At 67.3% G+C, this 25473-nt stretch carries 26 protein-coding genes and 1 tRNA gene; 13 read left to right on the plus strand and 14 right to left on the minus strand.

Features of this window, described 5'->3' with window-relative positions; genetic code table 11:
* Positions 1-112 precede the first annotated feature (112 nt).
* The 4 genes from ACSJJU_RS00720 to cpdR form a co-directional block, all read right to left on the minus strand.
* Complete coding sequence (locus ACSJJU_RS00720; RefSeq protein ID WP_435913214.1) at positions 113-886, minus strand: hypothetical protein; 774 nt, start codon at positions 884-886, stop codon at positions 113-115.
* 436 nt (positions 887-1322) lie between these two features.
* Positions 1323-1397, minus strand: a tRNA-Val gene (locus ACSJJU_RS00725).
* 124 nt (positions 1398-1521) lie between these two features.
* Positions 1522-2559 (minus strand): glycerophosphodiester phosphodiesterase, encoded by a 1038-nt coding sequence (locus ACSJJU_RS00730; protein ID WP_435913215.1) that lies wholly within the window; start codon positions 2557-2559, stop codon positions 1522-1524.
* 100 nt (positions 2560-2659) lie between these two features.
* Positions 2660-3019 (minus strand): cell cycle two-component system response regulator CpdR, encoded by a 360-nt coding sequence (gene cpdR, locus ACSJJU_RS00735; protein ID WP_435913216.1) that lies wholly within the window; start codon positions 3017-3019, stop codon positions 2660-2662.
* Positions 3020-3138: 119 nt separating this feature from the next.
* Here cpdR and ACSJJU_RS00740 point away from each other — a divergent pair, with 119 nt between their 5' ends.
* The gene (locus ACSJJU_RS00740; RefSeq protein WP_435914350.1) at positions 3139-4041 is read left to right on the plus strand and encodes an N-formylglutamate amidohydrolase; all 903 of its coding nucleotides are present in this window, start codon (positions 3139-3141) and stop codon (positions 4039-4041) included.
* A gap of 293 nt (positions 4042-4334) precedes the next feature.
* Here ACSJJU_RS00740 and ACSJJU_RS00745 read toward each other — a convergent pair whose 3' ends face one another.
* Positions 4335-6416: a TonB-dependent receptor gene (locus tag ACSJJU_RS00745; RefSeq protein ID WP_435913217.1), complete on the minus strand. Its 2082-nt coding sequence runs from the start codon at positions 6414-6416 to the stop codon at positions 4335-4337.
* A gap of 256 nt (positions 6417-6672) precedes the next feature.
* Between ACSJJU_RS00745 and ACSJJU_RS00750 the strand changes: the two genes are divergently transcribed.
* Positions 6673-7962 carry a glycosyltransferase gene (locus ACSJJU_RS00750; RefSeq protein ID WP_435913218.1) on the plus strand — a complete coding sequence of 430 codons (1290 nt, stop codon included), beginning with the start codon at positions 6673-6675 and terminating at the stop codon, positions 7960-7962.
* An 85-nt stretch (positions 7963-8047) separates the two neighbouring features.
* Here ACSJJU_RS00750 and ACSJJU_RS00755 read toward each other — a convergent pair whose 3' ends face one another.
* The 3 genes from ACSJJU_RS00755 to ACSJJU_RS00765 are packed head-to-tail and all read right to left on the minus strand — an operon-like array spanning position 8048 to position 10544.
* Entirely contained in the window at positions 8048-8734 is a 687-nt protein-coding gene (locus tag ACSJJU_RS00755; protein ID WP_435913219.1) for an HAD family hydrolase, read from the minus strand.
* Positions 8731-9528, minus strand: coding sequence for an NTP transferase domain-containing protein (locus ACSJJU_RS00760; protein ID WP_435913220.1), 798 nt, complete (start codon positions 9526-9528; stop codon positions 8731-8733). The genes ACSJJU_RS00755 and ACSJJU_RS00760 overlap by 4 nt, the downstream gene beginning before the upstream one ends.
* Positions 9528-10544 (minus strand): CDP-alcohol phosphatidyltransferase family protein, encoded by a 1017-nt coding sequence (locus tag ACSJJU_RS00765; protein ID WP_435913221.1) that lies wholly within the window; start codon positions 10542-10544, stop codon positions 9528-9530. Before ACSJJU_RS00765 ends, ACSJJU_RS00760 begins: the two co-directional genes overlap by 1 nt.
* A gap of 209 nt (positions 10545-10753) precedes the next feature.
* On the opposite strand from ACSJJU_RS00765, the gene ACSJJU_RS00770 reads away from it, so the two are divergent.
* Genes ACSJJU_RS00770 through ACSJJU_RS00785 form a run of 4 tightly spaced genes read left to right on the plus strand, consistent with a single transcriptional unit; the run spans position 10754 to position 14373 of the window.
* Positions 10754-11890 (plus strand): MlaE family lipid ABC transporter permease subunit, encoded by a 1137-nt coding sequence (locus ACSJJU_RS00770; RefSeq protein WP_435913222.1) that lies wholly within the window; start codon positions 10754-10756, stop codon positions 11888-11890.
* 2 nt (positions 11891-11892) lie between these two features.
* Entirely contained in the window at positions 11893-12693 is an 801-nt protein-coding gene (locus ACSJJU_RS00775; protein ID WP_435913223.1) for an ABC transporter ATP-binding protein, read from the plus strand.
* A 20-nt stretch (positions 12694-12713) separates the two neighbouring features.
* Positions 12714-13667: an MlaD family protein gene (locus ACSJJU_RS00780; protein WP_435913224.1), complete on the plus strand. Its 954-nt coding sequence runs from the start codon at positions 12714-12716 to the stop codon at positions 13665-13667.
* The gene (locus tag ACSJJU_RS00785; protein ID WP_435913225.1) at positions 13645-14373 is read left to right on the plus strand and encodes an ABC-type transport auxiliary lipoprotein family protein; all 729 of its coding nucleotides are present in this window, start codon (positions 13645-13647) and stop codon (positions 14371-14373) included. Before ACSJJU_RS00780 ends, ACSJJU_RS00785 begins: the two co-directional genes overlap by 23 nt.
* Positions 14374-14434: 61 nt before the next feature.
* Here the strand turns inward: ACSJJU_RS00785 and phaR are convergent, their stop codons facing one another.
* Positions 14435-15055: a polyhydroxyalkanoate synthesis repressor PhaR gene (gene phaR, locus ACSJJU_RS00790; RefSeq protein WP_435913226.1), complete on the minus strand. Its 621-nt coding sequence runs from the start codon at positions 15053-15055 to the stop codon at positions 14435-14437.
* Positions 15056-15173: 118 nt separating this feature from the next.
* Between phaR and ACSJJU_RS00795 the strand changes: the two genes are divergently transcribed.
* The 5 genes from ACSJJU_RS00795 to ACSJJU_RS00815 all read left to right on the plus strand — a co-directional run bounded on the left by ACSJJU_RS00795 (position 15174) and on the right by ACSJJU_RS00815 (position 20020).
* A complete protein-coding gene (locus ACSJJU_RS00795) occupies positions 15174-16202 on the plus strand; it encodes an alpha/beta fold hydrolase (protein ID WP_435913227.1) in 1029 nt (342 codons plus the stop codon).
* A gap of 184 nt (positions 16203-16386) precedes the next feature.
* Complete coding sequence (locus tag ACSJJU_RS00800; RefSeq protein ID WP_435913228.1) at positions 16387-17022, plus strand: hypothetical protein; 636 nt, start codon at positions 16387-16389, stop codon at positions 17020-17022.
* 46 nt (positions 17023-17068) lie between these two features.
* The gene (locus tag ACSJJU_RS00805) at positions 17069-17803 is read left to right on the plus strand and encodes a class I SAM-dependent methyltransferase (protein ID WP_435913229.1); all 735 of its coding nucleotides are present in this window, start codon (positions 17069-17071) and stop codon (positions 17801-17803) included.
* A gap of 154 nt (positions 17804-17957) precedes the next feature.
* Complete coding sequence (gene hisC, locus ACSJJU_RS00810; protein ID WP_435913230.1) at positions 17958-19073, plus strand: histidinol-phosphate transaminase; 1116 nt, start codon at positions 17958-17960, stop codon at positions 19071-19073.
* On the plus strand, positions 19070-20020 hold the full coding sequence (locus ACSJJU_RS00815) for a prephenate/arogenate dehydrogenase family protein (protein WP_435913231.1): 951 nt from the start codon (positions 19070-19072) through the stop codon (positions 20018-20020). Before hisC ends, ACSJJU_RS00815 begins: the two co-directional genes overlap by 4 nt.
* Here ACSJJU_RS00815 and ACSJJU_RS00820 read toward each other — a convergent pair.
* The 5 genes from ACSJJU_RS00820 to ftsE are packed head-to-tail and all read right to left on the minus strand — an operon-like array spanning position 19941 to position 23900.
* On the minus strand, positions 19941-21008 hold the full coding sequence (locus tag ACSJJU_RS00820) for a DUF2125 domain-containing protein (protein WP_435913232.1): 1068 nt from the start codon (positions 21006-21008) through the stop codon (positions 19941-19943). The two genes, ACSJJU_RS00815 and ACSJJU_RS00820, sit on opposite strands and share 80 nt — an antisense overlap.
* On the minus strand, positions 21005-21709 hold the full coding sequence (locus ACSJJU_RS00825; protein ID WP_435913233.1) for a lysophospholipid acyltransferase family protein: 705 nt from the start codon (positions 21707-21709) through the stop codon (positions 21005-21007). Before ACSJJU_RS00825 ends, ACSJJU_RS00820 begins: the two co-directional genes overlap by 4 nt.
* Entirely contained in the window at positions 21706-22251 is a 546-nt protein-coding gene (locus tag ACSJJU_RS00830; protein WP_435913234.1) for a YdcF family protein, read from the minus strand. Before ACSJJU_RS00830 ends, ACSJJU_RS00825 begins: the two co-directional genes overlap by 4 nt.
* Before the next feature lie 3 nt (positions 22252-22254).
* Positions 22255-23166, minus strand: coding sequence for a cell division protein FtsX (locus tag ACSJJU_RS00835; RefSeq protein ID WP_435913236.1), 912 nt, complete (start codon positions 23164-23166; stop codon positions 22255-22257).
* The gene (gene ftsE, locus ACSJJU_RS00840) at positions 23163-23900 is read right to left on the minus strand and encodes a cell division ATP-binding protein FtsE (protein WP_435913237.1); all 738 of its coding nucleotides are present in this window, start codon (positions 23898-23900) and stop codon (positions 23163-23165) included. Before ftsE ends, ACSJJU_RS00835 begins: the two co-directional genes overlap by 4 nt.
* Positions 23901-24194: 294 nt before the next feature.
* On the opposite strand from ftsE, the gene ACSJJU_RS00845 reads away from it, so the two are divergent.
* Both ACSJJU_RS00845 and ACSJJU_RS00850 read left to right on the plus strand, forming a co-directional pair.
* Complete coding sequence (locus ACSJJU_RS00845; RefSeq protein ID WP_435913238.1) at positions 24195-25082, plus strand: zinc-ribbon domain-containing protein; 888 nt, start codon at positions 24195-24197, stop codon at positions 25080-25082.
* Between the two features lie 7 nt (positions 25083-25089).
* On the plus strand, positions 25090-25467 hold the full coding sequence (locus ACSJJU_RS00850; RefSeq protein ID WP_435913239.1) for a response regulator: 378 nt from the start codon (positions 25090-25092) through the stop codon (positions 25465-25467).
* Positions 25468-25473 lie beyond the last annotated feature (6 nt).

A 25473-nucleotide genomic window follows, 5' to 3' on the forward strand; every position in this document is an offset into this window, starting at 1 on the left:
CGGGACAGGGCTCCATGATCCAACCACCGTCCCTCGATTCTATCTCCTTCGAGAGGCTGGTCGGCTTACAAGATACGTGAACCAACTGAACACGTGGGACGAAACTGCCCCCTTATTTCCTTACTGCCAAGCGCTTGAGGTACTCATCAACGTATAAGCCCCATTCGATCTCCGCTTCGTGGTGATATCCGTCGGCATCAATAACGCTGCCAGTTCCCTCAAGCACCAAGCGGGCTATATGCGGGCCGTTTTTGAGGTTCGACAGAGCCTTTAAACAATTGAGAAAATCTAATCCGTCCGGTGCCAGAGAATCACAGCGGACCAACAAGCGCTCTATGTCCTGATCCTCACCGCCGAAACGCAGCATGTAGCGGCTAATACAGTATTCAATCGCCTCTCGCTCCAGCGGATGATATTCGCCATCGCAACACGCCATAAAAACAAGAATAAGCGCCTTGTCTTCCATCAGGAGAGCGCCTTGCTGACGCAATGCTTCGAAGTGAGGAAGAGGATCCAGGAGTTCGCCGGTGGCGATGTCCATTAACTCTTCGAAGCGGTCCACCCGGAAACTACGATAAGCCTGCCGTTCATGGCAAAATGCGTGAACAAGCTCAATCGTGCCATAACCGGAGAGCTTGCGACAGGTAATGCGCCGCTCGGAGCGCTCGCCTTTTGCATCTCTATAGACTGCGAAGCCGGCCCATCCTCTTGATTTGTCGCGCCCACCAGCGCCCGGGAGCAGATCGTCCGCGGCACCCAGTTTGGGCATTCGCCCTGCCGGAAGCGATGGCGTAACCTTCAAGCGCCGCACGGAACGCATCAGTTTCGACTGGAGGATCACCAGTCCACCCGGAGATGCCAGGCTGTTCGATGTCAGTGAAACCATAATGCCACCATCTTTTATACATGGTTTACTGCTAACTACGCCCGACACCACATCCTACTGAAGAAATCATACCCACCAGACGAACCGGTTGAATGAGTCAACTACCGTCATCGCACTACCGTATACTTTAAGTTAGTTAACAGAACGGTTACTCGTTTTGATTTTTTTTGGGGTGGGTGCCGAACTACAGACTGAGAAGCCACCTGTTCATCATCAGGCGGCAGAAAATAGAGACCATATTTTTTACGTTCAGCAAGAACTGCGCTGCTATTCATTGAGTAACCCCGGACCGATATCGCCCGATACGATCAGGTAAAACCGCACTCATTTGACTGAATCTCGAAATTTATTAGCGGCTTTGAAATGCCCTCGCCTGAAACAGCAAAAGCGCGCCGAAGCACGCTTGGGTATGCTTAGCGATTTCAGGGGGTTGAAATGGTGGGCGTGGCAAGGATTGAACTTGCGACCCCTGCGATGTCAACACAGTGCTCTACCACTGAGCTACACGCCCACCCGGGTCAATCCGACGGCAGCGCCGTCCGGAGGTCGGCCTTATACCCCAGTTTCTTTCAAACGCAAGACCCGATTTCGAGATTTTTTGCATGCCCTTCCCCCCCTGCCCTCGGCCCCGGCGCCTAGCTGTGCCGGGCACCGAACAGCCGGTCCCGCACCGGCACCGCCACCGCCGGATCGTCGGCGAAGACGCCATCAACGCCCAGTTGCAGGAACAGCGCCAGCTCCGCCGCTGCGTCGCCGCGTACGGCCGGGTCGACACCCTCCCCATCGGCCTGCGCGCCCGCCTGCCAGCGGCGCGGCAGGAAGGCGTTCTCGCTGCGGAAGGTCCAGACGTGCACCAGGAGCCCCGCCGCATGGGCGTCGCGTACCAGGGCGGTGAGTGCCAGAAGGTCATTGTCCGGCCCCCTCGGCACCATCATGTCCTTGGCAACACCGATGGCGTCGGCATAGGTGGCGATCTCCGCCAACCCCGCGGGGCTTGCCATGTCGGCATAGGTGCGGCGCTCGCCCGCCAGCACGGCGTCAAAGGGCGCGCCGTCCGCCTCCATCAGCTGCACCAGCGGCACCCGGGTCTGGCGGCGCAGCACCTTGAGGTTCCCCACCTCGAAGGACTGGAGAAACACCGGCGCATCCGGCCCCTCGTAACCGTGCTCCGCCAGCAGCCGCAACAGGCCGGGCTCCAGCGGCAGGCCGATGCCGGCGAAGTAGCTGGGATGCTTGGTCTCGATGTAGAGGCCAATGACGCGACCCGTCTCCCGCTCCTTGCGGCGGACAAGCGCGATGATCTCCTCCAGCGTCGGAATGGTCTCCTGCCCGTCATAGGCCGTGTTGGCGGGGCGCACCTCCGGCAGCCGCTCCCGCGCCCGCAGCCGCTTCAGCTCGGCAAGGGTGAAATCCTCGGTGAACCAGCCGGTCACGGACCGGCCGTCGATGATCCGGGTCGTGCGCCGCTCGGCGAACTCCGGGTGCAGGGCCACGTCGGTCGTGCCGCTGATTTCGTTCTCGTGGCGGGCCACCAGCACGCCGTCTTTTGTCGAGACGAGATCGGGCTCGATATAGTCGACCCCCAGATCAATGGCCCGCTCATAGGCGGCAAGCGTGTGCTCGGGCCGCTCGGCGCTGGCGCCCCGGTGCGCGATGACGATCGGCCGATTCACGTGTGTCCCCCATGGTGCGTTGCCGGCAGGGCAGATGACCCCGCCCAGCCTATAGCGGCGATTGCAACGCGGCGAAACCGCCCGGCCGCCCGCCAGCCACTCAGGCGGCGAGCATCCGTTCGATCTCGGAGATAAGTTCGCGCAGATGGAAGGGCTTTGACAGCACCTTGCTGTTCGGGGTCTTGCCCGCCCCCCGGCTGAGCGCGACAGCGGCAAACCCGGTGATGAACACCACCTGCATGTGGGGCGCGAGCGCCGCCGCCCGCTGCGCCAGCTCGATGCCGTCCATCTCCGGCATCACGATGTCCGTCAGCAGCAGGTCGAACGTGCCGGTCGCGATCAGAGGCAGGGCCGCGGTGCCCCGGTCCACCGCCTCCACTTCATAGCCGGCGCGCTCGATCGCCTTGGCGAGGAACGCCCGCATCGAATCATCGTCTTCGGCCAAGAGAATCTTAACCACCGGACGTCTCGCTCCCGTTATTGCCCAGACAGAATCCGCATTGGCACCGACCGAAATCCTCTCACCGGAAGTTTAAGATTGCGTGTGCAGTTTTTGGCCCGCATCCTGTTGGCATGGTTATGGATCATCCTGCCGAAACATTAAACCGTCCGTATCAGATTCAACGGCCAGCGGGCGCGTGTGCTCCGCTGATCATCGCATCCCCTCACAGTGGTACGGTTTATCCGCCGGACTTCCTGCGCCGTTCGCGTCTCGACCTCCGGCTGCTGCGCCGGTCGGAGGATGCGTTCGTGGACGAGCTGGTGGCGGACGCCCCTGCCCTGGGGCTGCCGCTCATCTGCGCGCGCTATGCCCGCGCCTATGTGGACCTGAACCGCGCGCCCGACGAGCTGGACCCGACCATGTTCACCGAGCCGCTGCCCGCCTATACCCGCAGCGTGACGGAACGCGTCGCGGCGGGCCTCGGGGTGGTGCCTCGCGTGGCCGGGGTCGGCCTCGACATCTACCACACCAAGCTGCCGCTGGGCGAAGCCCTGGCGCGGGTGGAGACGGTCCATGCCCCCTACCACGCAGCCCTGCGCCAGCTGATCGAGGACGCCCGCCGCGCCCATGGCTACGCCCTGCTGCTGGACTGCCATTCCATGCCCTCGGCGGCCCTGCCGAAATCGTGCGGTTCAGGGTCACCCCGTCCCCACATCATCCTCGGCAACCGCTGGGGGGAGAGCTGCGCGCCGTCCGTGCTGGCACTGGTGCGGAATGCGATGGAGGCGGAGGGCTACTGCACCGCGCTCAACACCCCCTATTCGGGCGGTTACACCACCGAGATCTACGGCCAGCCCGAGCGCAACGTTCATGTGGTGCAGATCGAGATCGACCGCAGCCTCTACATGTCCGAGTTGCACCTGACGCGCACGGCCGGGCTCGCCACGCTGCGCCGCAACCTAGCCCGCATTTTCCAAGTCATCCGGGATGGGCTGCCGGCGCTCAACCTGGGCGCGCCCCTGCGCCCGGCGGCGGAGTAGGCCCGCCCTCGCGCCCCACAAAAGGCCGACAGAAAAACAGGACGACCGAATAACAAAGACCGGATAAAAAAAGGCCACTCTACCGGGAGGCAAAGTGGCCAGGGTTCAGGGAGGAAATCGCGCACTCGTTGAAGCACGCCAGAGCGATAACGCACATTGCCGCTCCATGCTTCCTAGATAGGATGCGCTACTGTGGCCTACAAGGCAACTTCCTCTCAAATTCATTCATCAGCAACACAATATCGTTGCGCAACGGCAACCATTTCGCGCCGGATGTCCCCTTGCCCGGCCGGTCAGAACCCCAGATGCAGGTTCAGCCGGATGTCGCGGCCTGACAGCGGCGCCAGATCCTTGAGGAAGGAGGCATGGCGGCGCGCCGTCACGTCGAACAGGTTGTTGGCCTGCAACCGCACCGTCACGTCGCGATCGTGGCCCCAGGGGCGCCAGGCCGCCGACAGGTTGACCATGGTGTAGCCGTCCGTCGGCAGCTCGTTGGGCGCGACGCGCTTCTGATCGTCCGCCACCTCCACCTCGGCCCGGGCATCCAGCCGATCCGACTGGGCCTCCAGCCCGGCCCGCACCCGCTTGGCCGGAATGCGCGGCAGCGGGGTATCGGTCTTGAGGTTGGTGGCGCGGGTATAATCGGCCACCGCATCGGCAACGAAGGTCCACCCCGCCACCGTGCCCAGCGTCAGGGCGCCCTCCAGCTCCACGCCGGTATAGCGGGCGTCGGTCTGGGTGTACCGGTAGACCGGCAGACCGTCCCTGACCGCGCCGGTCGCCTGCTCGTAGATGTAATCGTCGAAGCGGCTCCAGTAGACGCTGACACCGAGGCTGTAGAGGTCGGTCTCGGTGCGCACCCAGCCTTCCGCGCCCCAGGCCTTTTCCGTGCCGAACGAATCGTCGCCCACCAGATAGTTGCGCGTCGCCATATGCGGCCCGTCGGCGTACAGTTCATCGACCGAAGGCGCGCGGGTGGTGCGCGACAGGCTGATCCCCGTGCGCCAGGTGTCGCCAAGGCGGTAAACGCCGCCGAGAGACGCGCTCAGGGCATCGAACGAGCGGCCGCGCCGGCCCTCCGCCTCGATGTCGTTGAACTCGTAACGCAGCGCACCCTCGATGGTGAGAGGGCCAAACTGCCCCTCCTGCAACGCGAAAACGCCCAGCTGGTCCGTCTTGTTGCGCGGCAGGTAGGCCTCCTCGCCCGTCGCCTTCATCTTGCGCGACAGCCCCTGCACGCCGATCGCGCCGCGCCAGGCCCCGCGCTGGCGCTGCACCAGCTCCAGCCGCCCCTCGTAACCGCGCACGTCAAAGCGGGTGCCGATCTCGCTGCCTTCCAGCTCGAAATGCCGGTAATCGGCCCAGCCGAAGCGCAGCTTCGCCTCCTCGATGAAGCCGGTATCGAAGCGGTAGCCGCCCTTCAGATCGACCCGCACCTGCTTCAGGTCGATGCGAACGTCATCCTCGCCGCCGTGACCGTTCTCGTGATCGTGATCGTGATCGTGATCGTGATCATGATCGTGGTCGTGATCGTGGTCGGCCGCGTCGCCTCCATGGGAATGACCCGGCACGCCGTAGCGGGTGTCATAGAGGCTCACCGCCGCGCCGAGATAGCCCTGGTCGAACAGGCGGGTCAGGCCCGCCGAGGCCGTCTTGGTCCGCACGGCGCTGTTCTTCAGCTTGCCGCGGGCCTCCTCTTCCTCGTGGCCGTGGTCGTGATCCTCGCCCTCGCCCGCATGTTCCTGTTCCCGGAAGGCGCGGGATTCCGCGAAACCGCCGATCCGCATGTCGTTCGTGTCGCGGAAGGAGCCGCCCACATGCGCCACCCACGAAGGCGTCAGGGCCGCCGTCAGCCCCGCGCCCACGCTCTTCTCGTCAGCGGCGGTACCGAAGATGGCCTGCATCTCGCCTTCGATGTCGGCCGCCGGTGCCTTGGTCGGAATCCGCCGGTCGATCTGGTTGACGACGCCCCCAACGGCCGACGAGCCGTAGAGCAGCGTCGCCGGTCCGCGCAGCACCTCCACCCGCTCCGAGGTGAGCGGGTCGCTGGAGACCGCATGGTCGGGCGAGGAGCCGGAGGCATCCACGTTGCCGATGCCGTCCATGAGAATGCGCACCCGCTCCCCCTGGAAGCCGCGCAGAACCGGCCGCGAGGCACCCGGCCCGAAGGACGTTGCGCTCACCCCCGGCAGGCCTGCCAGCGTCTCGCCGATGGTGCCCTGCATGGAGCGCTGAAGTGCATCCGCGCTGAGGACGGACGTGGCCTGAAGTGCCTCCAGCCGCTCGCGGCGCAGGGGTGCGGAAACAATGATGTCGGCGACTTCACCATGGGCCGGTTTGGCGTCCTCGGCATAAGCCGAACTGGCCAGACTCAAGGCGGAAACGCTCACACCGAACAGAAAAAAGCGGGAAGAAAACATCATCGCTACGACCCCCGAAATACACGCAGCGAAGGCTTAAATGTTATGTTATCACATGTCAACCGCTGCAATCGGCCGGGCCGCGAAATTGGCTCGACTCGTCCCGTCACCGGGGTGTTGCCACAGAAATTCCACAACGGCAGCGCATGAACGTGGGCAGAAAGACGTATGCGTTTGCCCCCGTCGTCTGAAAACGCAGAGGGATTCTCTCGTGCAAATCCGCAGCAGCCGCGACACGCAGTCGCGACCGGACATGGGCGTGGCTTCCCGGACCTTCGGCGCGCTTCCGGCCTCCGGCCTGCCCGCGTCCGGCTCCCGGCCCGATGTGGCCATTCTCATCTATGATTTGCGGGCGTCCGGCGTCGTTCGCAACGCGCTGCGCATCGCGGAGTGCGCGGCGGCAGCCGGACTGCGCTGCGATGTGGTGGTGGTGCAGGACGAGGGCGATTTCCGCCCCTGCGATTGCCCGCATATCCGCATCGTCTCCCTGAAGACCAAGGCGTCCCCCAACCGGTTCCTTGGCACCTTGAGCGCGACCGTTCCCTTGCGCGCCTATCTGCGCCGGTACCGCCCCCGCGTGCTGTTCTCGGCAGGCAACCACATTCACCCGCTGGCGGCCATGGCCTGTTTCCAGCTGGCGGATGCGCCGCGCCTGGTCATGCGGGCGTCCAACGACATCACCCATGCCCGCCGCGGCGGCTGGGAATCGGTGCTCTCCCGGACGCTGGCGCTGAGCACCCGCCCCCTGCTGCGCACCATGTTCGCACGGGCGGACCGCGTTGTCTCCGTCTCGGAGGAGCTGGCGAGCGATCTCGTCCGCCATCTCGGCCTGCCCCGGGACAACATCGCCATCATCAAGAACGGCATCGATGTCGGCCGCATCGGTCAACTGGCGCGCGCGGAGATCGACCACCCCTGGTTCGCGCCCGGTGCACCGCCCGTCATTCTGGGCACCGGCCGCCTGCACCGCCAGAAGAACTTCCCCCTGCTCATCCGCGCCTTTGCCCGGCTGCGGCAGCGGCAGGCCGCGCGGCTGCTGATTCTCGGCACCGGCCCCGAGGAAACCCGGCAGGAGCTGCTGGCCCTGGCCGCCAGCCTCGGCGTTGGCGAGGATGTGGAGCTTCCCGGCTACGTGGACAATCCCTTCGCCTACATGCGCCGGGCGGCGCTCTTCGTCCTATCCTCGTCGTGGGAGGGGATGAGCAACGCGCTGCTGGAGGCCATGGCCTGCGGGTGCCCGGTTGTCTCCACCCGCTGCCCCACCGGAACGGTGGAGGTGCTGGCCAACGGCCGCTACGGCCCGCTGGTGGAAATCGAGAACGCCGACGCCCTGGCCGACGCCATGCGCTGGCGGCTGGCCCAGCCGCGTCAGTCCGACCGGCTGGTTGCCCGCGCCCAGGAATACGACCTTGGCCGCGCGCTGGCGGCCTACACCGACCTCCTGCTGGCGGAGACCCGCACGCAGCGCGACCGGCCTGCCTCGCTCGCGCAGGCCGCCTGAGGGCAGAGCGCAGGCGTTCCTGAGTGTTCGCCGGGGCCCTATGCGCCGGGTCCCTATGCGCCGGGGCCCTGACGCGACCGCACGATCAGACCGTCCGGCCCCACCGCACCACCGGCCAGCCCCGGGCCTGGGCGATGGCGAGCAGCTTCCGGTTGGGGTTGGTCACCACCTGCTCGTCCGCATACTCGAACATCGGCAGGTCCGAGTGGTGGTCGGAGTAGAAGACGATGTGGCAGTCCTTGCGGTCCACCTTGAGCACCTCGCGGAGGTAGGCCTTCACCATGACGAGCTTGGCCTCGCCGTAGCAGTTCTCCCCCTCGATGCCGGGGCGGATCGCGTCGGTTGCGTCCCACATGGCGCGGGTGGCCACCACATCATCCATGCCCAGCCGCCGGGCAATCGCGCCCACGTAGAAGTCATAGCTGGCGGTCGCCAGCACGAGGCGCTTGCCGGCCGCCCGGTCCGCCGCCAGCTGGGCCAGCGCCCCCGGATAGACCGCCTTGGCCATCAGCCGCCCCACGAAGTGCTCGATCGCCGGCTCCAGCTGCTGACGGGTCGGCTTGCCCACCAGCATGAACAGCATCAGGGTCTTGAGCCGCCCGCGGGAGATCAGCTTGGCGGCGTAGGCCGCAAGGCACAGCACCACCAGCGGCACGAACACCAGCCGCCAGGGCCGGTGGCGCAAGGCCCAGGACATCAGGAACGGCGTGTAGGTGCCGTAGTGGGTGATGGTGCGATCCATGTCATAGATCGCCAGCTCGATCTTGCTCATTGGGTACGTTCTGCCAGAATCGTCTCGACGAGGTGGAAGTCCGCCACCTTGTCCACGTCAATACAGGCTTCGGGGATGTCCAGCACCACCGGCGCGACGTTCAGTCCCAGCCTGGCTCCGGCGGCGCGCAGCGCCCCCCGCAGCGTGATGGACCGCAGCAGCGCCCGCACGAACAGCCAGGGACCGAAGCGGGCAAACAGCTTCCACACCTTCTTGCGGTCCTGCTCCACCTCCCGCCACAGCGTGAGGGCCGGCTCAACCCTCGCCGAGCCGAAGTAGAACAGGTTCGCGCCCGAATACCAGCCGCCCCGGAATTTCAGCCAGGTGCGCCGGTTTTCCGGGTATTTGGCAAGCAGCGTGCGGCTCTCGACGAACCCCACGGCGATGTCCGCCGCCTCGGCCTCGGCGCCATCGAGGAAGGCGTCGATCATGGCGGCGTCCAGCAGCGGGTGGTCGGCCGTGGTCAGCAGGAAGGGCGGACCCGCCTCCCCTTGCGCGCGAATGGCGTCGAGCACGCTGGCGCTGACGGACTCCGACGAGCGCCGCCAGAGAATGCGCGGCTCGCCCGCCATCCACGCCAGGTCCGGGCGGCTGAGGAAGCTGTCCGGCTCCTGCGTCAGGATGACGACGCGGCCGATGCGCGGGCTGGAGAGCAGCGCGCGCACCACATGCTGCACCATCGGCTCACCCCGGATGGGCAGCACCGCCTTGAAGTCGGCCTCGAAATGGGCAGCGAGCGGATCGACCCCCGGGCGCCGCCCTGCCGGTACCAGCGCGGTCACCTCTCCGGGCATCAGGACTCGCTCATCCACGAGACAATGGGCTTGGGCGCGAGGAAGGCCTGAACCAGCCGCACGGTGTGGAAGGCCAGCGAGAGGATGCTCCACAGCGCCACCAGAATGATGCCCACGTCCGGACGGCCAAAGACCAACGCGATCAGGAGAATGAGAACGTTCGGGTTGCGCCGGGCGGTGATCAGCCGGAACTGGCTGTCGATCTTGCGCCACACATGGATGTGCATCTTGTAGCGCCACTCGAAGATCCCCTCGATGACGCGGCCCAGAATGTAGGTGGCAAAGATCACCCACAGCAGCAGCCCGTACAGCTCCGCCCCGACCGGCGTGCCATAGGCCGCCAGCCCCGCCAGCCAGCCCCAGTACCAGAACGGCGGGTGGATGAGGTCGATGCCGTGGTCGAAGATGTTGCCGATGGCGGACGAGGTGATGGTGCAGCGGGCAAGCTTTCCGTCCACCGTGTCCAGCACCATCATGATCCAGCCCATCAACATGCCGAGCCACAGGTGCCCCTCAAAGAAGGCGATGGTCGCGCCCACGCACAGCACCGCGCCGACAGCCGTCACCATGTTGGGCGTGAGGCCCAGCTTGGCCGCCCAGCGGGTCAGCACCAGCGCCAGCTCCGGCCAGGCGTATTTGGTGAGCAGGTCCGTCACGCCCTTGTAGGCGCCGAAGTAGCTCTTGCGCTCGATGCTCCGCACCGTCTCCGGCAGCAGCGGCTCGACGAACGGACGCTCGCGCTTGCGCAGCTCGTGGTTGTAGACCGTCGCGTCGCCGTCGGCGGCGAGGATCTCGACGTCCACGGGAACCGACCAGGGCTCGCCCGCCGCCATCGCCCGCCGGATCACGTCGGCGAAATCGCCGGTCACGTGGGCGAGAATGGGCCGCCCCTCCCAGGTCAGAACCGTCGGTTTCTTGAGGATGGCGCCCATCCATGCCGGATCGAAGGCAAAGCGCGCGTCGGCGAGGAACACCCGGTCCCCTGAGCCTATGGGCTCTCCGGTATGCAGCGGCACGCCCCGCGCCTTGAAGATACGCCGGATTCGCTCATGGGACGTCAGCCCCCAGATGGGGGTCGGACAATCACCGACAATAATTCCATAGTCTGCCATAGTGGCTCTTTCTCAGCGCCATGTGGCCGAAATATGGTAGTCATCACAAGAACGCTGGCTTGTCCTTCCGCTTCGGTCCATTAGATTCTTCGAGTTTGTACCAGGAGGGGTAAGTGACTGAACTGCATGGCGCCGACATCGCCGTCGAGGAGAACGACGACGTCAGCCGCATCCAGATTTCCGGCCCCCTCACGGTGGCGGAGGCTGGCGAGGCCTATGCCCGGCTGGAGGGCGTCCGTGCAGGCAAGAGCCGCCGCCTGATCCTTGATCTGGCTGGCGTTTCGGCCATGGACACCACCGGCGCCTGGCTGCTTCACCGCTTCATGCGGGAGTGGCGGAAGGCCGGCAGCGATGTGGCGCTCGATCAGGCCTCGTCCGAATTCACGGCCCTCATCCAGCAGGCCGAAAGCCATGACTCGGGCTGCCCGGACCATCCCCGGCAGCCGTCCCTGATCATTCGCGAGCTGGCCGCCCTCGGCGCGGCCACCGTCCGCGTGGCGGATCGATTCGGCTTGCTGCTTGCCTTTTTCGGGCTGGTGCTGGCGCGCTTCGGCCGCCAGATCGTCCACCCCCGCCGGATCCGCTGGGTGGCGCTCAGCAACCAGATGGAGCGCATCGGCCTCAACGCCCTGCCGATCATCGGGCTGATGTCCTTCCTCATCGGGCTGGTGCTGGTGCAGCAGGGCGCGTTCCAGCTGCGCAAGTTCGGCGCGGAGGTGTTCGTCGTCGATCTGGTCAGCATCTCCACCCTGCGGGAGCTGGGCGTGCTGCTCACCGCCATCATGGTGGCGGGCCGGTCGGGCTCGGCCTTCACCGCCCAGATCGGCACCATGCGCCTCACCGAGGAGGTGGACGCCATGCGCACCATCGGCGTCGATCCCGTCGACACGCTGGTGCTGCCGCGCATGATCGCCCTCATTCTGCTGATGCCGCTGCTGGTGTTCTACGCCAGCATGATCGCGCTCATCGGGGCGGTGCTGTTCGCGTGGGCGTCGCTGGACATTCCCGTCGACACCTTCCTCGCGCGGATGCGCTCCACCGTCACGATGAACGATTTCCTTGTCGGCATGATCAAGGCGCCGGTGTTCGGCATGATCATCGCCGTTGCCGGCTGCTTCGAGGGCATGCAGGTCTCGGGCGATGCCGCGTCCGTCGGCGAGCGCACCACCATATCGGTCGTTGAATCCATCTTCATGGTGATTGTGCTGGATGCCTTTTTCGCCGTGTTCTTCAGCGCAATCGGAATGTGAGCATGACCGGGTCCCCGACGAGCGACGACGACATCATCATCCGCGTGCGCGGCCTCAGGAATCAGTTCGGCAGCCAGGTGGTGCACGACAATCTCGACCTCGACATCCGCCGGGGGGAGATCATCGGCATCGTGGGCGGCTCGGGCACGGGCAAGTCGGTGCTGCTGCGGTCCATCATCGGCCTGCAAACACCGGCGGACGGCACCATCGAGGTGCTGGGCTATGACGCCCGCAACCTGAGCGAGGCGGACGCCAAGGAACTGCGCCGCTCCTGGGGCGTGCTGTTCCAGAACGGCGCGCTGTTCACCTCGCTGACGGTCGCCGAGAACGTTCAGGTGCCCCTGCGCGAGTATTACGCCATGGACGAGAGGCTGCTGGACGAACTGGCCGCGTTCAAGATCGCGCTGGTGGGCCTGCCGCGCGAGGCGGGCGAGAAGTATCCGTCCGACCTGTCGGGCGGCATGAAGAAGCGCGCGGGTCTTGCCCGGGCGCTGGCGCTCGACCCGAAGATCCTGTTCCTGGACGAGCCCACCGCCGGGCTCGACCCCATCGGCGCGGCGGCCATCGACGATCTGGTGCGCCGCCTGCGCGACACGCTGGGGCTGACCGTTTTCCTCATCACCCACGATCTGGACACGCTTCATTCCATCTGCGACCGCATCGCGGTTCTGGCCGAGAAGCGGGTCATCGCCGTGGCCCCCATGGAAGAATTGCTGGAATTTCAGCACCCTTGGGTTCAAGAGTATTTCAAGGGGCCGCGCGGCCGGGCTGCCATGCAGACGCAGCTTGACGCCGGGGCCTGAAGCGTACGGGGGATTACCGCTTGGAAACCAAAGCCAACCACGTCCTGATCGGCGCCTTTGTGCTGGCGCTCATCGGCGTCCTGTTCGTCTTCGTGCTGTGGCTGGCGCGGGTCGATCGCGCCGACGCGAAGGAATACGACATCTTTTTCCAGGATTCCGTCACCGGCCTGGACGTGGGCAGTGACGTGCGCTTCAACGGCGTGCCCATCGGCCAGGTGAAGCGCATCGCCCTGTTCCCGAACGATCCCCGCCGGGTGCGGGTGCGCGTCTCCATCACGGAGGAAGCGCCCATTCTCGAAGGCACCACCGCCACGCTGGAGCCGCTCGGCGTCACCGGCCTCGTCATCGTGCAGCTCTCGGGCACCATGGCGGGCGCGCCGCCGCTGAAGGAGGAAGGGCCCTACGGCGTGCCGGTCATCCCCAGCCGGCCGTCGCCGCTGTCGGCGCTGTTCAATGATGCGCCCCAGCTGCTCCAGCAGGCAACGCTGGCCGTCACCCGCCTCGCCGACCTTCTGGGGCCGGAGAACAGCCAGTCCATCACCCAGAGCATCAAGAACGTGGAGCGCCTCACCCAGACCGTGGCGGACCGCAGCCCCGAGATCGACCGCACGCTGGTCGAGCTGTCCGCCACCATGGCCGAGGTGCGGACCGCCGCCGAGAACCTCTCCCGCATCAGCCAGAGCGCCCACGCCCTGGTGGACAAGGATGTCCGCCCGCTGGTCTCCGACCTGCGCGGCGTTGCCCAGCGGGCCGACAAGCTGGTGGCGGAGCTGCACGCCATGGCGGCGGAGAATCGCCCCGCCGTCGGCCAGTTCAGCCGCGTCACCCTGCCGGAGGCAACCCGCCTCATCATCGAAATGCGGGAGCTGATGCGCTCCATCCAGCAGGTCACGGAGCGTCTGGAGGACGGTCCGGCCTCCTCGCTGCTCAGCGGAAACAAGGTACCCGAGTATGATCCGTCGCAATCCCGGTAAGTCCGCCACCTGGGCCGCGCTCGGCCTGCCCCTGGCCCTCGGCCTCGCCGCCTGCGGCCCGCTCGTCGAGTTCGGCAACAGCGGTCCGCCGCCGAGCCTCTATGCCCTGCGCTCGGCGACGACGGAGGACGAGACCCCGCGCGCCCTGCCCTCGCCCCTGATGGTGGCGACGCCCGACCCCATTGCCGAGCTGCGCCCGCCGCGCATCGCCGTGTTCACCTCGCTTACGGGGGTCAGCTACCTGCCCAACTCCCGCTGGATCGACCCGCCGTCCCGCCTCATGGCCCGGCTGCTGGAAGAGCGGCTGCGCCGCGCCTCCTCCGGGATGGTGCTGAGTCCGCGCCAGTTCGATGTGGGCTATGATTTCCGGCTCAACACCCGGCTCGTCGGCTTCCATGTGGACGCAACGGGCGGGGAGCACACCGCCCGCGTCGCACTGGAGGCAGTGCTGCTGCGCACGCCGACCAAGGACATGCCCGCGCCGCAGGTCATCGCCTCGGCCCGCTTCGCCACCGAGCGCCCGCTGCGCTCGGTTCAGCCCGATCATGTCACCGAAACGCTGAACGCCGCCGCCAATGAAGTGGCCGCCCAGCTGATCGACTGGATCGCCGGGCTGAACGTGAACGCGCCCGCCCAGACGCCAGCCTCCCTGCCGCCCGCGACGGCCCCCGCGCCCGACACGGGTGACCGCCCGGACGTGGAATAACAATCGGCTCCCGGATGTCTGCCCGCCTGTGCGCGCGGGGGCCCCTGGCCCTTCGCGCGCCCTACTTGCCCAGCTTGTCCAGCCGGCGCTGAAGTTCGGCCATCTGCTCCTTGAGCAACGCCAGTTCGTCCCGGGTCGCCCCCTCGTCGGCCGCCGGTTCGGCCGCGGGCCGCGCCGCCGCGCTTGCGGCCGTGGCCGCCTGGGGCTTGCGCGCCGGCTCGGAGGGCGCCTTGGCGCCGAACATGCCCGCCGCTGCCTCGAACATGGCCATGTTCTGCTTGGCGATCTGCTCGAACGGGCCGAACGCCCCCGTGCTGAACGCCCCTTCCAGCGCCTTGCGGAACTGTTCGTGATTGCGCCGGAACGCCTCCATGCTGGCTTCCAGATACTGGGGCATCAGCGCCTGCATGCTGTCGCCGTACATGGAAATCAGCTGCCGCAGGAAGGAGATGGGCAGCATGTTCTTACCCTGCGCCTCCTCCTCCACGATGATCTGGGTCAGCACCGTGCGGGTGATGTCGTCGCCCGTCTTGGCGTCCACCACTTTGAACTCGCGGTTCTCGCGGACCATCTGGGCCAGATGTTCCAGCGTGATGTAGCTCGACGTATCGGTATTATAGAGACGCCGGTTGGCGTACTTCTTGATGATGATAGGCGGCGTTGTCGGCCCGGTGTCGACCATGAACGTCTCTCTTCACGTGGAGGCTGGCAGTCCCGGCTTCATAGCATGGACTTTTGTGCAGTGCCAAACTGAACGGGCAGTATCGACGATGCGTTTTGAAAGAGGACCCCATCCTCTCGTGTTTTACCTCTCCCAGCTGGTCTCCCGCACTGCGGCACAGCCGGACCAGATCGCCCGGCTGGAGCGTTTCCTCGGGGCGCTGCGGCACTATCAGCGCCACCCTTACCGGCGCGACCTCCCGCCCCCGCCCGCCGTTGCGGAGTCGGGCGCGGCCAGGCTGCTGTCCTACGGCGGCTCGGGACCGGCGGTCGTGTTCGTGCCCTCGCTCATCAACCCGTCGTGGATTCTCGATCTGTCGGCCCGCCGGTCGCTGCTGCGCTGGCTGGGCGGCCAGGGCGTGCGCCCGTACCAGGTGGACTGGGGTGAGCCCGAAACCGAGGAACGCGGCTTCAGCCTTGATGATTACATCACCCGTCGCCTCCTGCCCCTCATCGAGGCGCTGGGCGAGCCGGTCACGCTGGTGGGCTACTGCCTTGGCGGCACGCTGGGCGTGGCGGCCGCGTGCCTTTCTCCCCGCGTCGCGCGGCTGGCGGTGCTGGCCGCGCCGTGGGACTTCAACGCCTACGGCGACGACCAGCGGCAGAGCCTTGCCGCCTTCGCCGACCAGTGGGACCCGCTGGCGCAGAACCTGGGCGTCTTTCCCGCCGAGGCGCTGCAGATCGCCTTCTGGGCGCTGGACCCGGACCTGCTCGAGCACAAGTTCGCCCGCTTCGCCGGGTTCGACCCCGCCTCGGAGGAAGCGGAGGATTTCATCGCGCTGGAGGACTGGGCCAATTCCGGCCCGCCCCTCAGCCTGCCCGCCGCCCGCCAGTGCTTCGACGCCTTCTTCGGTCGCAATGAGCCGGGCGCTGGCGCATGGACCATCAACGGCGCGGCTGTCGATCCGGCGCGTCTGAGGGTCCCCGCCCTCGTGGTGAGCGCCGGGACGGACCGGATCGTGCCGCAGGAGAGTTCGTCCGCCCTTGCGGGGGCCATTCCGGGCGCTGCCGCGTTATGCGTCAACGCCGGACATGTGGGCATGGTGGCCAGCCGCCGCGCCCCGTCCCTCCTGTGGGAGCCGCTGGCCCGCTGGCTGGCCGGGGCCTGATGGTTGACGGCTCAAGGCGGGCGACGGACCGCGACTCTCGAATCGTTCAATCTTTGCAACCATTCGGGACGTTTCTAGGTTGCGCCGCCCCGCCGACCTGAACCATTCTGGGAGGAACGGTCTCTGCACCGCCGTGCGGAGGCTGACGTGTGCAAGTGTTTGGAACGGAACCAGAGGAGACGGCATGACCACGCCTCCCGAACTCGTGGCGGATGATAACGCCGAGCCTGTGCTGTGGTCCGCCCGGCCGGAAGCCAAGTGGACAACCTTCGATGTGCTTGTGGAGAGCATGGACGCCCGCGCCATGCGCCGCGGCTTCGGCATCCTTCTCCTGCTGGTTGTCGTCCTGACGCTGACGATTCTCGCCGTCGTGCTCGGGCTGTTTGTGAGCGCCGGTCAGGCCCTGCCCAGCGGCTACGGGCTGGCGCTGCTGGTTCTGGCGGCCCTTGTCGTCAGCTTCTTCGTCATGGGGATCTCGGCGGTTCCGGTGCTGCGCCGGCTGCATCCGCCCATTGTTTTCGCGCTCACCGCGCAGCGCATCGGCCGCCGCCTCGGCCAGAGCGGGCCGTGGGACGACTTCGCCATGCTGGACGAGGTGGAGCCCATCATGCGCTGGCAGAGCCCGGGCGGTTTTCGCGGCATCGACTTCGTGCAGTCCCGCCACCATCCCGAGCGGGGCCTCGTGCATCGCATCTTCCAGGTGGGCGGCCTCACCGACGCGGACGCGGACGCGCTGGAACAACAGCTCGTCGCGCTTGGCCACGGAATCATCGACCGTCCCGAGCTGCCCCGGGAAGCCCAGGGCCGCCGCAAGCGCTGAGGCTTTCATCCTGATCCCGCCTCCCGGCCAGCAATGGTATGACGCCATGCGACCCAGCGTCGAGGAAATGTCCGCCTTCTACGCCACGCCGCTCGGCCGCCGCGCCGTGCGCGAGGTGCGCTGCAAGCTGGCGCCGCTGCTGGCCCAGCGCGCTACCGACCGGGTGCTGGCCGTGGGCTACTGCGGCCCCTATCTCGACGGCTTCGAGGGCCAGCCGGAGCGGCTGGCCCTTCTCATGCCGGCGCGCCAGGGCGTGATGCGCTGGCCGTCCCGGCCCGGGGCGGAAGGCGGCGCGCCCGCTCCCAACCGCGCCCTGCTGGCGGACGAGACCGCCATGCCCTTTGCCGACGCGCTGTTCGATCAGGTGATCGTCATCCACGGGCTGGAGTTCGTCGACCCGGCCCGCCGCCTGCTTCGGGAAATCTGGCGCGTGCTGGCGCCGAACGGCCGCCTCCTCCTTGTGACGTCCAACCGCGCTGGCCTCTGGGCCCATTTCGAGAGGACCCCCTTCGGCAACGGCCGTCCCTACGGGCGCGGTCAGCTGGCCTCCCTGCTGCGGGAGAGCCTGTTCGAGCCGCTGTCGTGGCAGACCGCCCTCGTCATGCCGCCCTGCGGCTGGCTGATGCCGCTGGAGAGCACCGCCCGCACGCTTGCGCCCAATCTGGGCGGCGTCCACATCGTCCTCGCCCAGAAGACGAACGGCCTTGTCCCCGTCACTCCGGCACCGGCCAAGACCCTGCGCCGCCGCGCGTCCGCGCCGACGTCCGCGTCGTCGGTGTAGCCCGCCTGCAGACGATTATTTTCCCGCACCGCCCGGACCGGGGCACACAAATTGCGCGAGAATACGGGTTTCTGAAGTGCTTCTGACCCGCCTGGTTCTTGTCAACCCGGGCTTGCAGGGCGTATGGGTCGCCGGCACGATTTTCGGAGGTCCCATGTCGTTTCCCCAGCCGAAGCCCTGGATCAGCGCGATTGCCCCCTATGTGCCGGGCAAGGCCACCACGGCCAGCGGCCGTCCGGCCGCCAAGCTGTCGGCCAACGAGTCCCCGCTCGGCCCCAGCCCGAAGGCGGTGGCAGCCATGCAGGCGGCCTGCGTCAACGCGCATCGATACCCGGATGGCGGCGCGACCCTGCTGCGCGAGGCGATTGCCCGCCACCACGGCATCGAAGCGGACCGGATCATGTGCGGCACCGGCTCGGACGAGGCCCTGCACCTGCTCGCCCACGCCTACTGCGCGGCTGGCGACGAGGTGATGTTCGTGCGCCATGGCTTCATGGTCTACCCCATCGCCGCCCAGCGCATGGGCGCCACGCTGGTGGAAGTGCCGGACCGCGACTACACGGCGGACGTGGACGCGCTGCTGGCCGCCGTCACACCGCGGACGCGCATCCTGTACCTCGCCAATCCGAACAATCCCACCGGCACCTACCTGCCGGAGAGCGAGATCCTGCGCCTCCATGCCGGGTTGCCGTCCGATGTCATTCTGGTGCTGGACGCGGCCTATGCTGAGTACGTCACCGCGCCCGATTACGAATCCGGCCTTGAGCTGGCCCGCCGGGCGCCGAACGTGGTCACCACCCGCACCTTCTCCAAGATCTACGGGCTGGCGGCGGAGCGGATCGGCTGGGTCTACGGCCCCGCCGCCATCATCGAGACGCTGAACAAGGTGCGCGGGCCCTTCAACGTCACCGGCCCCGGCATTGCCGGTGCGGTTGCGGCGCTGGAGGATCAGGCCTGGATCGAGGCGGCCCGCGCCCACAACAACCAGTGGCTGCCCTGGCTGAAGGCGGAGATCGAGGCGCTGGGCCTCCATGTGGTGCCCTCGCAGTGCAACTTCCTGCTCATCCGCTTCCCCGAGGCCAATGGCCTGACGGCCGAGGCCGCCAACCGCGCGCTTCAGGACGCCGGCTACATCCTGCGCTGGCTGCCCGGCCAGGGGCTGCCGGACTGCCTGCGCCTGACCGTTGGCACCGAGGAGGAAAACCGCGGCGTCATTGCCGCCCTGCGCGCCTTCATCGAGCGCGCGCCGAGCGAAAGACAAGCATCGTGAGCGTATCCCTGCCTTCTGATTTCAACCGAATCGCGATCATCGGCGTCGGCCTCATCGGCGGCTCCATTGCCCGCGCGGTCAGGACCGCCGCGCTGCCCACCCATATCGTTGCCTACGACGCCAGCGACGCCGTGCGGGCGCGCGTGCGCGCGCTGGGGCTGGCCGATACGGTCGCCGAAACCCTGCCCGAGGCGGTGAGCGACGCGGATCTGGTCATTCTCTGCACGCCCGTCGGCACCTTCGAGGCCATTGCCCGGGCCATGGCCCCGCACCTGAAGCCGGGGGCGATCGTGTCGGACGTGGGCTCCACCAAGGGCTCGGCCATCGCCGCCATGGCGCCCCATTGCCCGGCCCATTGCCATCTCGTCCCCGCCCACCCGGTGGCGGGCACGGAGAACTCGGGGCCGGATGCGGGCTTCGCCACCCTGTTCAAGGGCCGCTGGTGCATCGTCACGCCGCCGGAGGGCACGGACAAGACCGCCGTCGCCCGGGTGTGCGCCTTCTGGACCGCGCTCGGCTCCAACGTCGAGGTGATGGATGCCCAGCACCACGACCGGGTGCTGGCGGTGACCTCGCACATTCCGCACCTCATCGCCTACACGATCGTCGGCACGGCCTCCGACCTCGAGCAGGTCACGGAATCGGAAGTCATCAAGTTCTCGGCGGGCGGCTTCCGCGACTTCACCCGCATCGCCGCCTCGGACCCGACGATGTGGCGTGACGTGTTCCTCAACAACCGCGAGGCGGTGCTGGAGATTCTCCAGCGCTTCAACGAGGATCTGACGGCGCTTCAGCGTGCCATCCGCTGGGGTGACGGCGACACGCTGTTCAACCTGTTCAGCCGGACGCGCCACATCCGGCGCACCATCATCGACGCAGGTCAGGACACGCCGCGTCCCGATTTCGGGCGGGAGCCGGCCACTCCGTCTGAGGCTGAGACAAAGTAAACGCGCCGTTCTGCACCTGGAAGGGCAGCGAGATCAGCCCCTGCACGCGCCCTTCCGGCGCGCCTTCCAGCGCCTGGCCGAACAGGGCGGCGAGCATCGCCGGGCACGGGGTGGTGATGGTGCCGCCCGCCAGCAGCTGGCGCTGGCCGTCGATGGCGAAGGTGCCCTTGGCCAGCACCATGTCATCCTTGTCGGCGGTGGTCAGGTTGAGGCTGTGCAGCTCGACGGTGCCCGAGGCGTCGCGCCAGGCATCGATGTAGGAGCTGCCGATCGTCTGCGCCGACGGCTCGCCGGTCACGCCGAGGCTCGCCATCAGGGTCAGCGGCACGCCTTCGCCCCACTGCACCTGCTGGCCGTTGACGATCACTTCGAGGAACGTCGGCGGCGTCGGGGACGCGCCCGGCCCTTCCGCCACCCCGTCCGCACCCGGCAGCGGCTGGCGCACGCGCAGCGCCGCCACCTCGCGGCCGTGCAGCTCCAGCTTCTCCGCCGTCAGCGGCGTCGCCAGCCAGGGCGCGCCCTCGATGCGGGCGTTGTCCAGCACGGTCGAGAGGCGCTCGACGTTGCCCTTCTTCAGGTAGAGGCTGAACCGCCCCTCCGTGCCGGTGCCGGTCAGCTGCACGCCGCCCGCCAGCGTCGGGGCGGCCAGAGTCAGCTTCGGGTCCTGGAAGAAGCCCAGATGCAGGGCGGCGCGCCACGGCTGGCGCTCGATCACCAGCTCGGGCGACGCCACGGTGAGGGTGTAGTCACTGCCCGCCCGCGTCACGGTCACGTTGGTGAAGGTGGCCGACAGGCGATAGGGAAAGCCGCCGTAGGAAATCTCCTCGGCCGCAACCCGCACCGGCCCCTGGCCGTTCACCATGGCCTCTACGGTCTCCCTGAACTCGGCGAGCCGGGCAAACCAGTAGACGGCGTAGAGGACGAGCCCGAGGACGACAACGCCCAGGAGCCAGAACGGACGGTAGCGGGGCGCGAACAGGGAACTCACGTGGGCGATCCTTCTTCCAGACTGTTGATGGCGGCATGCACGCGCTCCGTGATCTCGGCGCGGGACAGGCCCGGCTCGATGGCCGGATGAATCTGTACGGTGATCATGCCGGAATATTTGAGAAAGCTTTCCCTTCCCCACACGCGCCCCGAATCGAGGGCGACCGGCACCAGCGGCAGGTCGAGGAAGGTGTAGAGGCCCGCAAGGCCGGGCTGGAGCTTCGGCCGGGTGCCCACGGCGGAGCGGGTGCCTTCGGGAAAGATCACGATCGGCCGGCCCTGTGCCTTGGCCTCCTCCGCCGCGCGCAGCATGGTCCGCAGCGCCTTGGAGGAGCCGCTCCGGTCCACCGGAATCATGCCGCTGTTGCGGGCGTACCAGCCGAATACGGGAAGCTTCAGCAGCTCCTGCTTCAGCACGATGGCGGGATTGTCCAGCAGCATGAGGATGGCGATGGTCTCCCATGCGCTCTGGTGCTTGCAGGCAAGGATGAACGGCGCGGCGGGCAGATGCTCCCGCCCCAGCACCTGATAGCGGATACCCGTCAGCTTCTGCGCGGCGCAGATCACGCCCCGGGCCCACAAGGTGGTGACGTGCCGGATGTTGCGCTTGTCGAGCCACACGAGCAGTCCGCCCGGAAGGCCGATCAGCGGCGTCCACAGCAGAATGAAGATGTTGAGCAGTACAGACCGCAGAAATGTCAAATCGGGGCTCCATCGAAGCGGATGGTGATCAGGCGGACGCTGTACTTCACATACTCGCCCAAGAGGCCCGTCAGGCTGATCGGACCGGGCACCGGGCTCGGCAGGATTTCGACGTCCGGCAGCGCCGCCCGGAATTCCAGCAGCGCGCGGGGCATGTGGTAGTCGGAAGTCACCAGGCGCACCGAGCGGATCTTCTGCTCGCGCACCCACTTGGTGGCGGCCCGGGCATTGCCCACCGTGTTGCCGGCCTCATGCTCGATATCGACGCAGCAGTCCATGATCTCGTAGCGGACCTGCAACTGGGCGGCCAGCAGCCGCTTGCCGGTGGTCGGATGCACGCCGGTGATCAGCACCCGCTGCGCCATCCCCTGCTCCAGCATGTCGATGGCGGAGGACAGCCGCCCCTCGCCCCCGGTCAGCGCCACGATGCCTTCGGTCCGGGCGGCATAGTGCACCGGCTTGGGCAAGGTGAGCCAGAACCACAGGAACCCCATGGCCCACAGGAGGACGAACGCGAGCAAGGCCTTGAGCAGGATACGCACGGGTCAGAGGAACTCCGCCAGCGCGCGGTGCACCGTCCACCGCGCCGTCGCCATGGTGAGCAACGCCACGAGAAGCGGCAACACGACCAGCAGCACCCAGCCCCAGGCCGGGAAGCTGAGGGAGCCCAGAATCCCTTCCGTGCCCAGGCGCTGCGCCATGGCGCCGATGGCCGCCACCGTGGCGATGCCGAGCCCCGCGCCCACCACGCTGCCCTTGAGGCCGTGGGCCAGATAGCGCCACTGGAACTCCCGGGCGATCTGCCGGTCCTCCGCCCCCATCAGGTGGAGAATCTCGATGGTGTTGTGGTGGCTGGACAGCCCGGCGCGGGTGCTGAAGGTCACAATGGCGGCCGTCGCCAGCGCCATCAGCCCCACCACCACATAGGCCAGCCCCTGGAGGCCGCGGGCAAAGGCGGTCAGCTGGCCCAGCCACTCGTCATGGTCGTCGATGCTGGCGGACGGGGCGTGCTGCTTCAGCTGCGCCTCCATCCGGGCGGCGTCCACCCGGGCGTTCTCGGCAAGCGTCACCTCGATCAGCCCCGGCACCGGCAGGTCGCGGCTGTCGGCGCTGTCGCCCAGCCATGGCTTGAGCAGCCCCCGGGCCGCGCTCTCGGGGAGCGCGGCGGCGCTGGCGATGCCGGGCTGGCCCTTGAGGAAGCGTGCCGCCGCCGCCATCTCCGCCTTCCGCTCCGCCGGCTCGGCGTTGAGGATCTGCACGGTCCAGCTGCGGGCCATGCCGCCGCTCCACCCCTGGGTTGCGGTCACGAGGCCGATGCCGCCGGCTACCGCCAGCACCATCAGATAGACCATCACCGCGATGACCCAGGGCAGCACGCCGTGGGACTCGCGCCCCTCCGGCAGGAAGTTGAAACGGTGGCGGCTCTGCACGCGCATGGCGATCCCCCGCACGCTCATAGCAGGCTCCCCCGGGTAAACGGCGGCGGCCCGGCAGGAGTCGGCGCGCGCAGGACTGCCGGTGCGGGGCCCGTCGCCAGCTCGCCCTTCTCCAGCCGCAGCACGCCCGCGCTCGGGGCCATGCCGATGAGGTGCTGGTCGTGGGTTGCGATCAGGAGCGTGGTGCCCAGCCGGTTCAGCTCCTGGAACAGGTGCAGGAGGCGGGCCGCCATGTCCGGGTCCACGTTGCCGGTGGGCTCGTCCGCCAGCAGGAGGTCCGGCCGCCCGATCACCGCCCGGGCGATGGCGAGGCGCTGCTGCTCGCCGCCCGAGAGGGTGGCGGGACGCGCGTTCATCCGGTCGGCAAGGCCAACCCAGGTGAGCATTTCCTCGGCATGGGCCAGCGCCCGATCCTCATCCTCGCCCGCGATCCTGAGCGGCAGGGCGACGTTCTCCAGCGCGGTCAGGTGCGGCAGCAGGCGGAAGTCCTGAAAGATCACGCCGATTCGGCGGCGCAGGGCGGGCAGCCCGTCCCGGTCCATCGAGACCACTTCCTGCCCGAACAGCTCGATCAGGCCGCGCGAGGGCCGCTGGGCGAGGTACAGCAGCTTGAGCAGCGAGGTCTTGCCCGCGCCGCTGGGGCCGGTCAGGAAGTGGAGCGAGCCCTTCTCAAGCGAGAAGCTGATGTCGCGCAGCACTTCCGCGCCTGTGCCATAGCGCAAGCCGACATTTTCGAACCGGACGACGGTATTCACGGCAAAGCCTGTGGATGGTGAGACTTGCCCTTTGTTTGACATGCGTTGCAGCCAAACGCAAACGGGGATCGGGCGCTGCGGCGGCCTTGTCCCTCTCGCCCGTCCTGCGCCGTGCACGGCCCGGCGGCAACCCCTTCCCGGGCCTGTCGATTCACTTGCGCTGTACGGTCAAGGTGTGGATATTGGCGTCAGTCCTCGGGGGGGTCCTGCGAGGATTGTCCGTTGGGGGCGTCGTACAACCTTGAATTCCGATTTCTTCTCAGAGGCGAGCAAGTCCTTGTTCGACGGTTGCGCATGATCCTGACCTGCCCGAACTGCAATTCCCGTTACATGGTCAGCGACACGGCGATTCCCCCGGGCGGACGCGCGGTGCGCTGCGCCGCCTGCAAGCATGTCTGGACCCAGCATCCGCCGTCGCAAGAGCGCGAACTCGAACTGGTGGGGGCGGAAGCCGCCACCGCAGCCGCAGGGGTCGTCGCGGATCAGGTGGCCGCGCCCGTTGCCGAGGCGCCCGCGCCTGCCGAAGCCCCCGCCCCGGCCGTATCGCCCTTCCCCGCCGGCCCGATGCCGCGCCTCGGGGCGGCCGATCCCGCCGACGCCCTGTCCCAGGACGATGCGGACATTTCCGCTGCCGTTGCCCCGCGCCGCCGCAGCCGGGCGGAGAAGAGCCGCAAGCCCGCCGCCTGGCAGCCGGGCGAGCGCCGCCGCTTCCCCGTCAAGTGGGTGGTCATCGGCACCACCGCCGTTCTTGCGCTGGGACTGAACGTTGTTCTCTGGAAGGACGCGCTCATCGAGCGCAGCGACATGTTCCGCAGCTTCTATGCTGCCATGGGCATGGCGACGCCGGTGCCGCACGACGCCAGCCTTGGCGCGCAGGTGCTGCGGATCAGCTACCCGCCGCCGCCGCCCGCGCGGTTGCTGGAAAACGGCAACCTGTCGCAGGAGATCACCGGCTCGATCGAAAACCCCACCAACCGCACCGTGCGCATCCCCAGCCTCAAGGGAACGATGCTGGACGAAAACGGCAATGTGGTGTTCACTTGGTATTTTCCGCCACCCACCCTGGTGCTGAACGGGGGTCAGACGGTCATGTTCGATACCACGGTCGAGAATTTTCCGAGCACGGCGCGGCAGCTGCGTATCGGCTTCGATACCGGCCCGGACACTGGCGCCGGGAGCTGAGCCGCCTATGGCGCGCATCCTCGTCGCCGAGGACAATGCTGCGGTCCGGGAATTCGTGGAGCGCGGCCTCACCCATTTCGGCCATACGGTCGTTGCGGTCTCGGACGGCGGGGCAGCGCTCCATTGTCTCAGCCTTGAGTCATACGACCTGCTCATCACCGACATTGTCATGCCGGTCATGGACGGTATCGCGCTGGCGCTGAAGGCCAGCAGTGCCGCGCCGGACATGCCGGTGCTGATGATGACCGGCTACGCCCACGAGCGCCAGCGCGCCTACAATCTCCAGGAACTGATCGCCGACGTGCTGGACAAGCCCTTCTCGCTCGAGGAACTGACCGCCACTGTCGATCGCATCCTGTCCGGGCACCGCCCAGCCGCTTCCTGAGAGGGG

This window comes from Pedomonas sp. V897, from assembly GCF_051304405.1.
Taxonomy (GTDB): domain Bacteria; phylum Pseudomonadota; class Alphaproteobacteria; order Sphingomonadales; family Sphingomonadaceae; genus Pedomonas.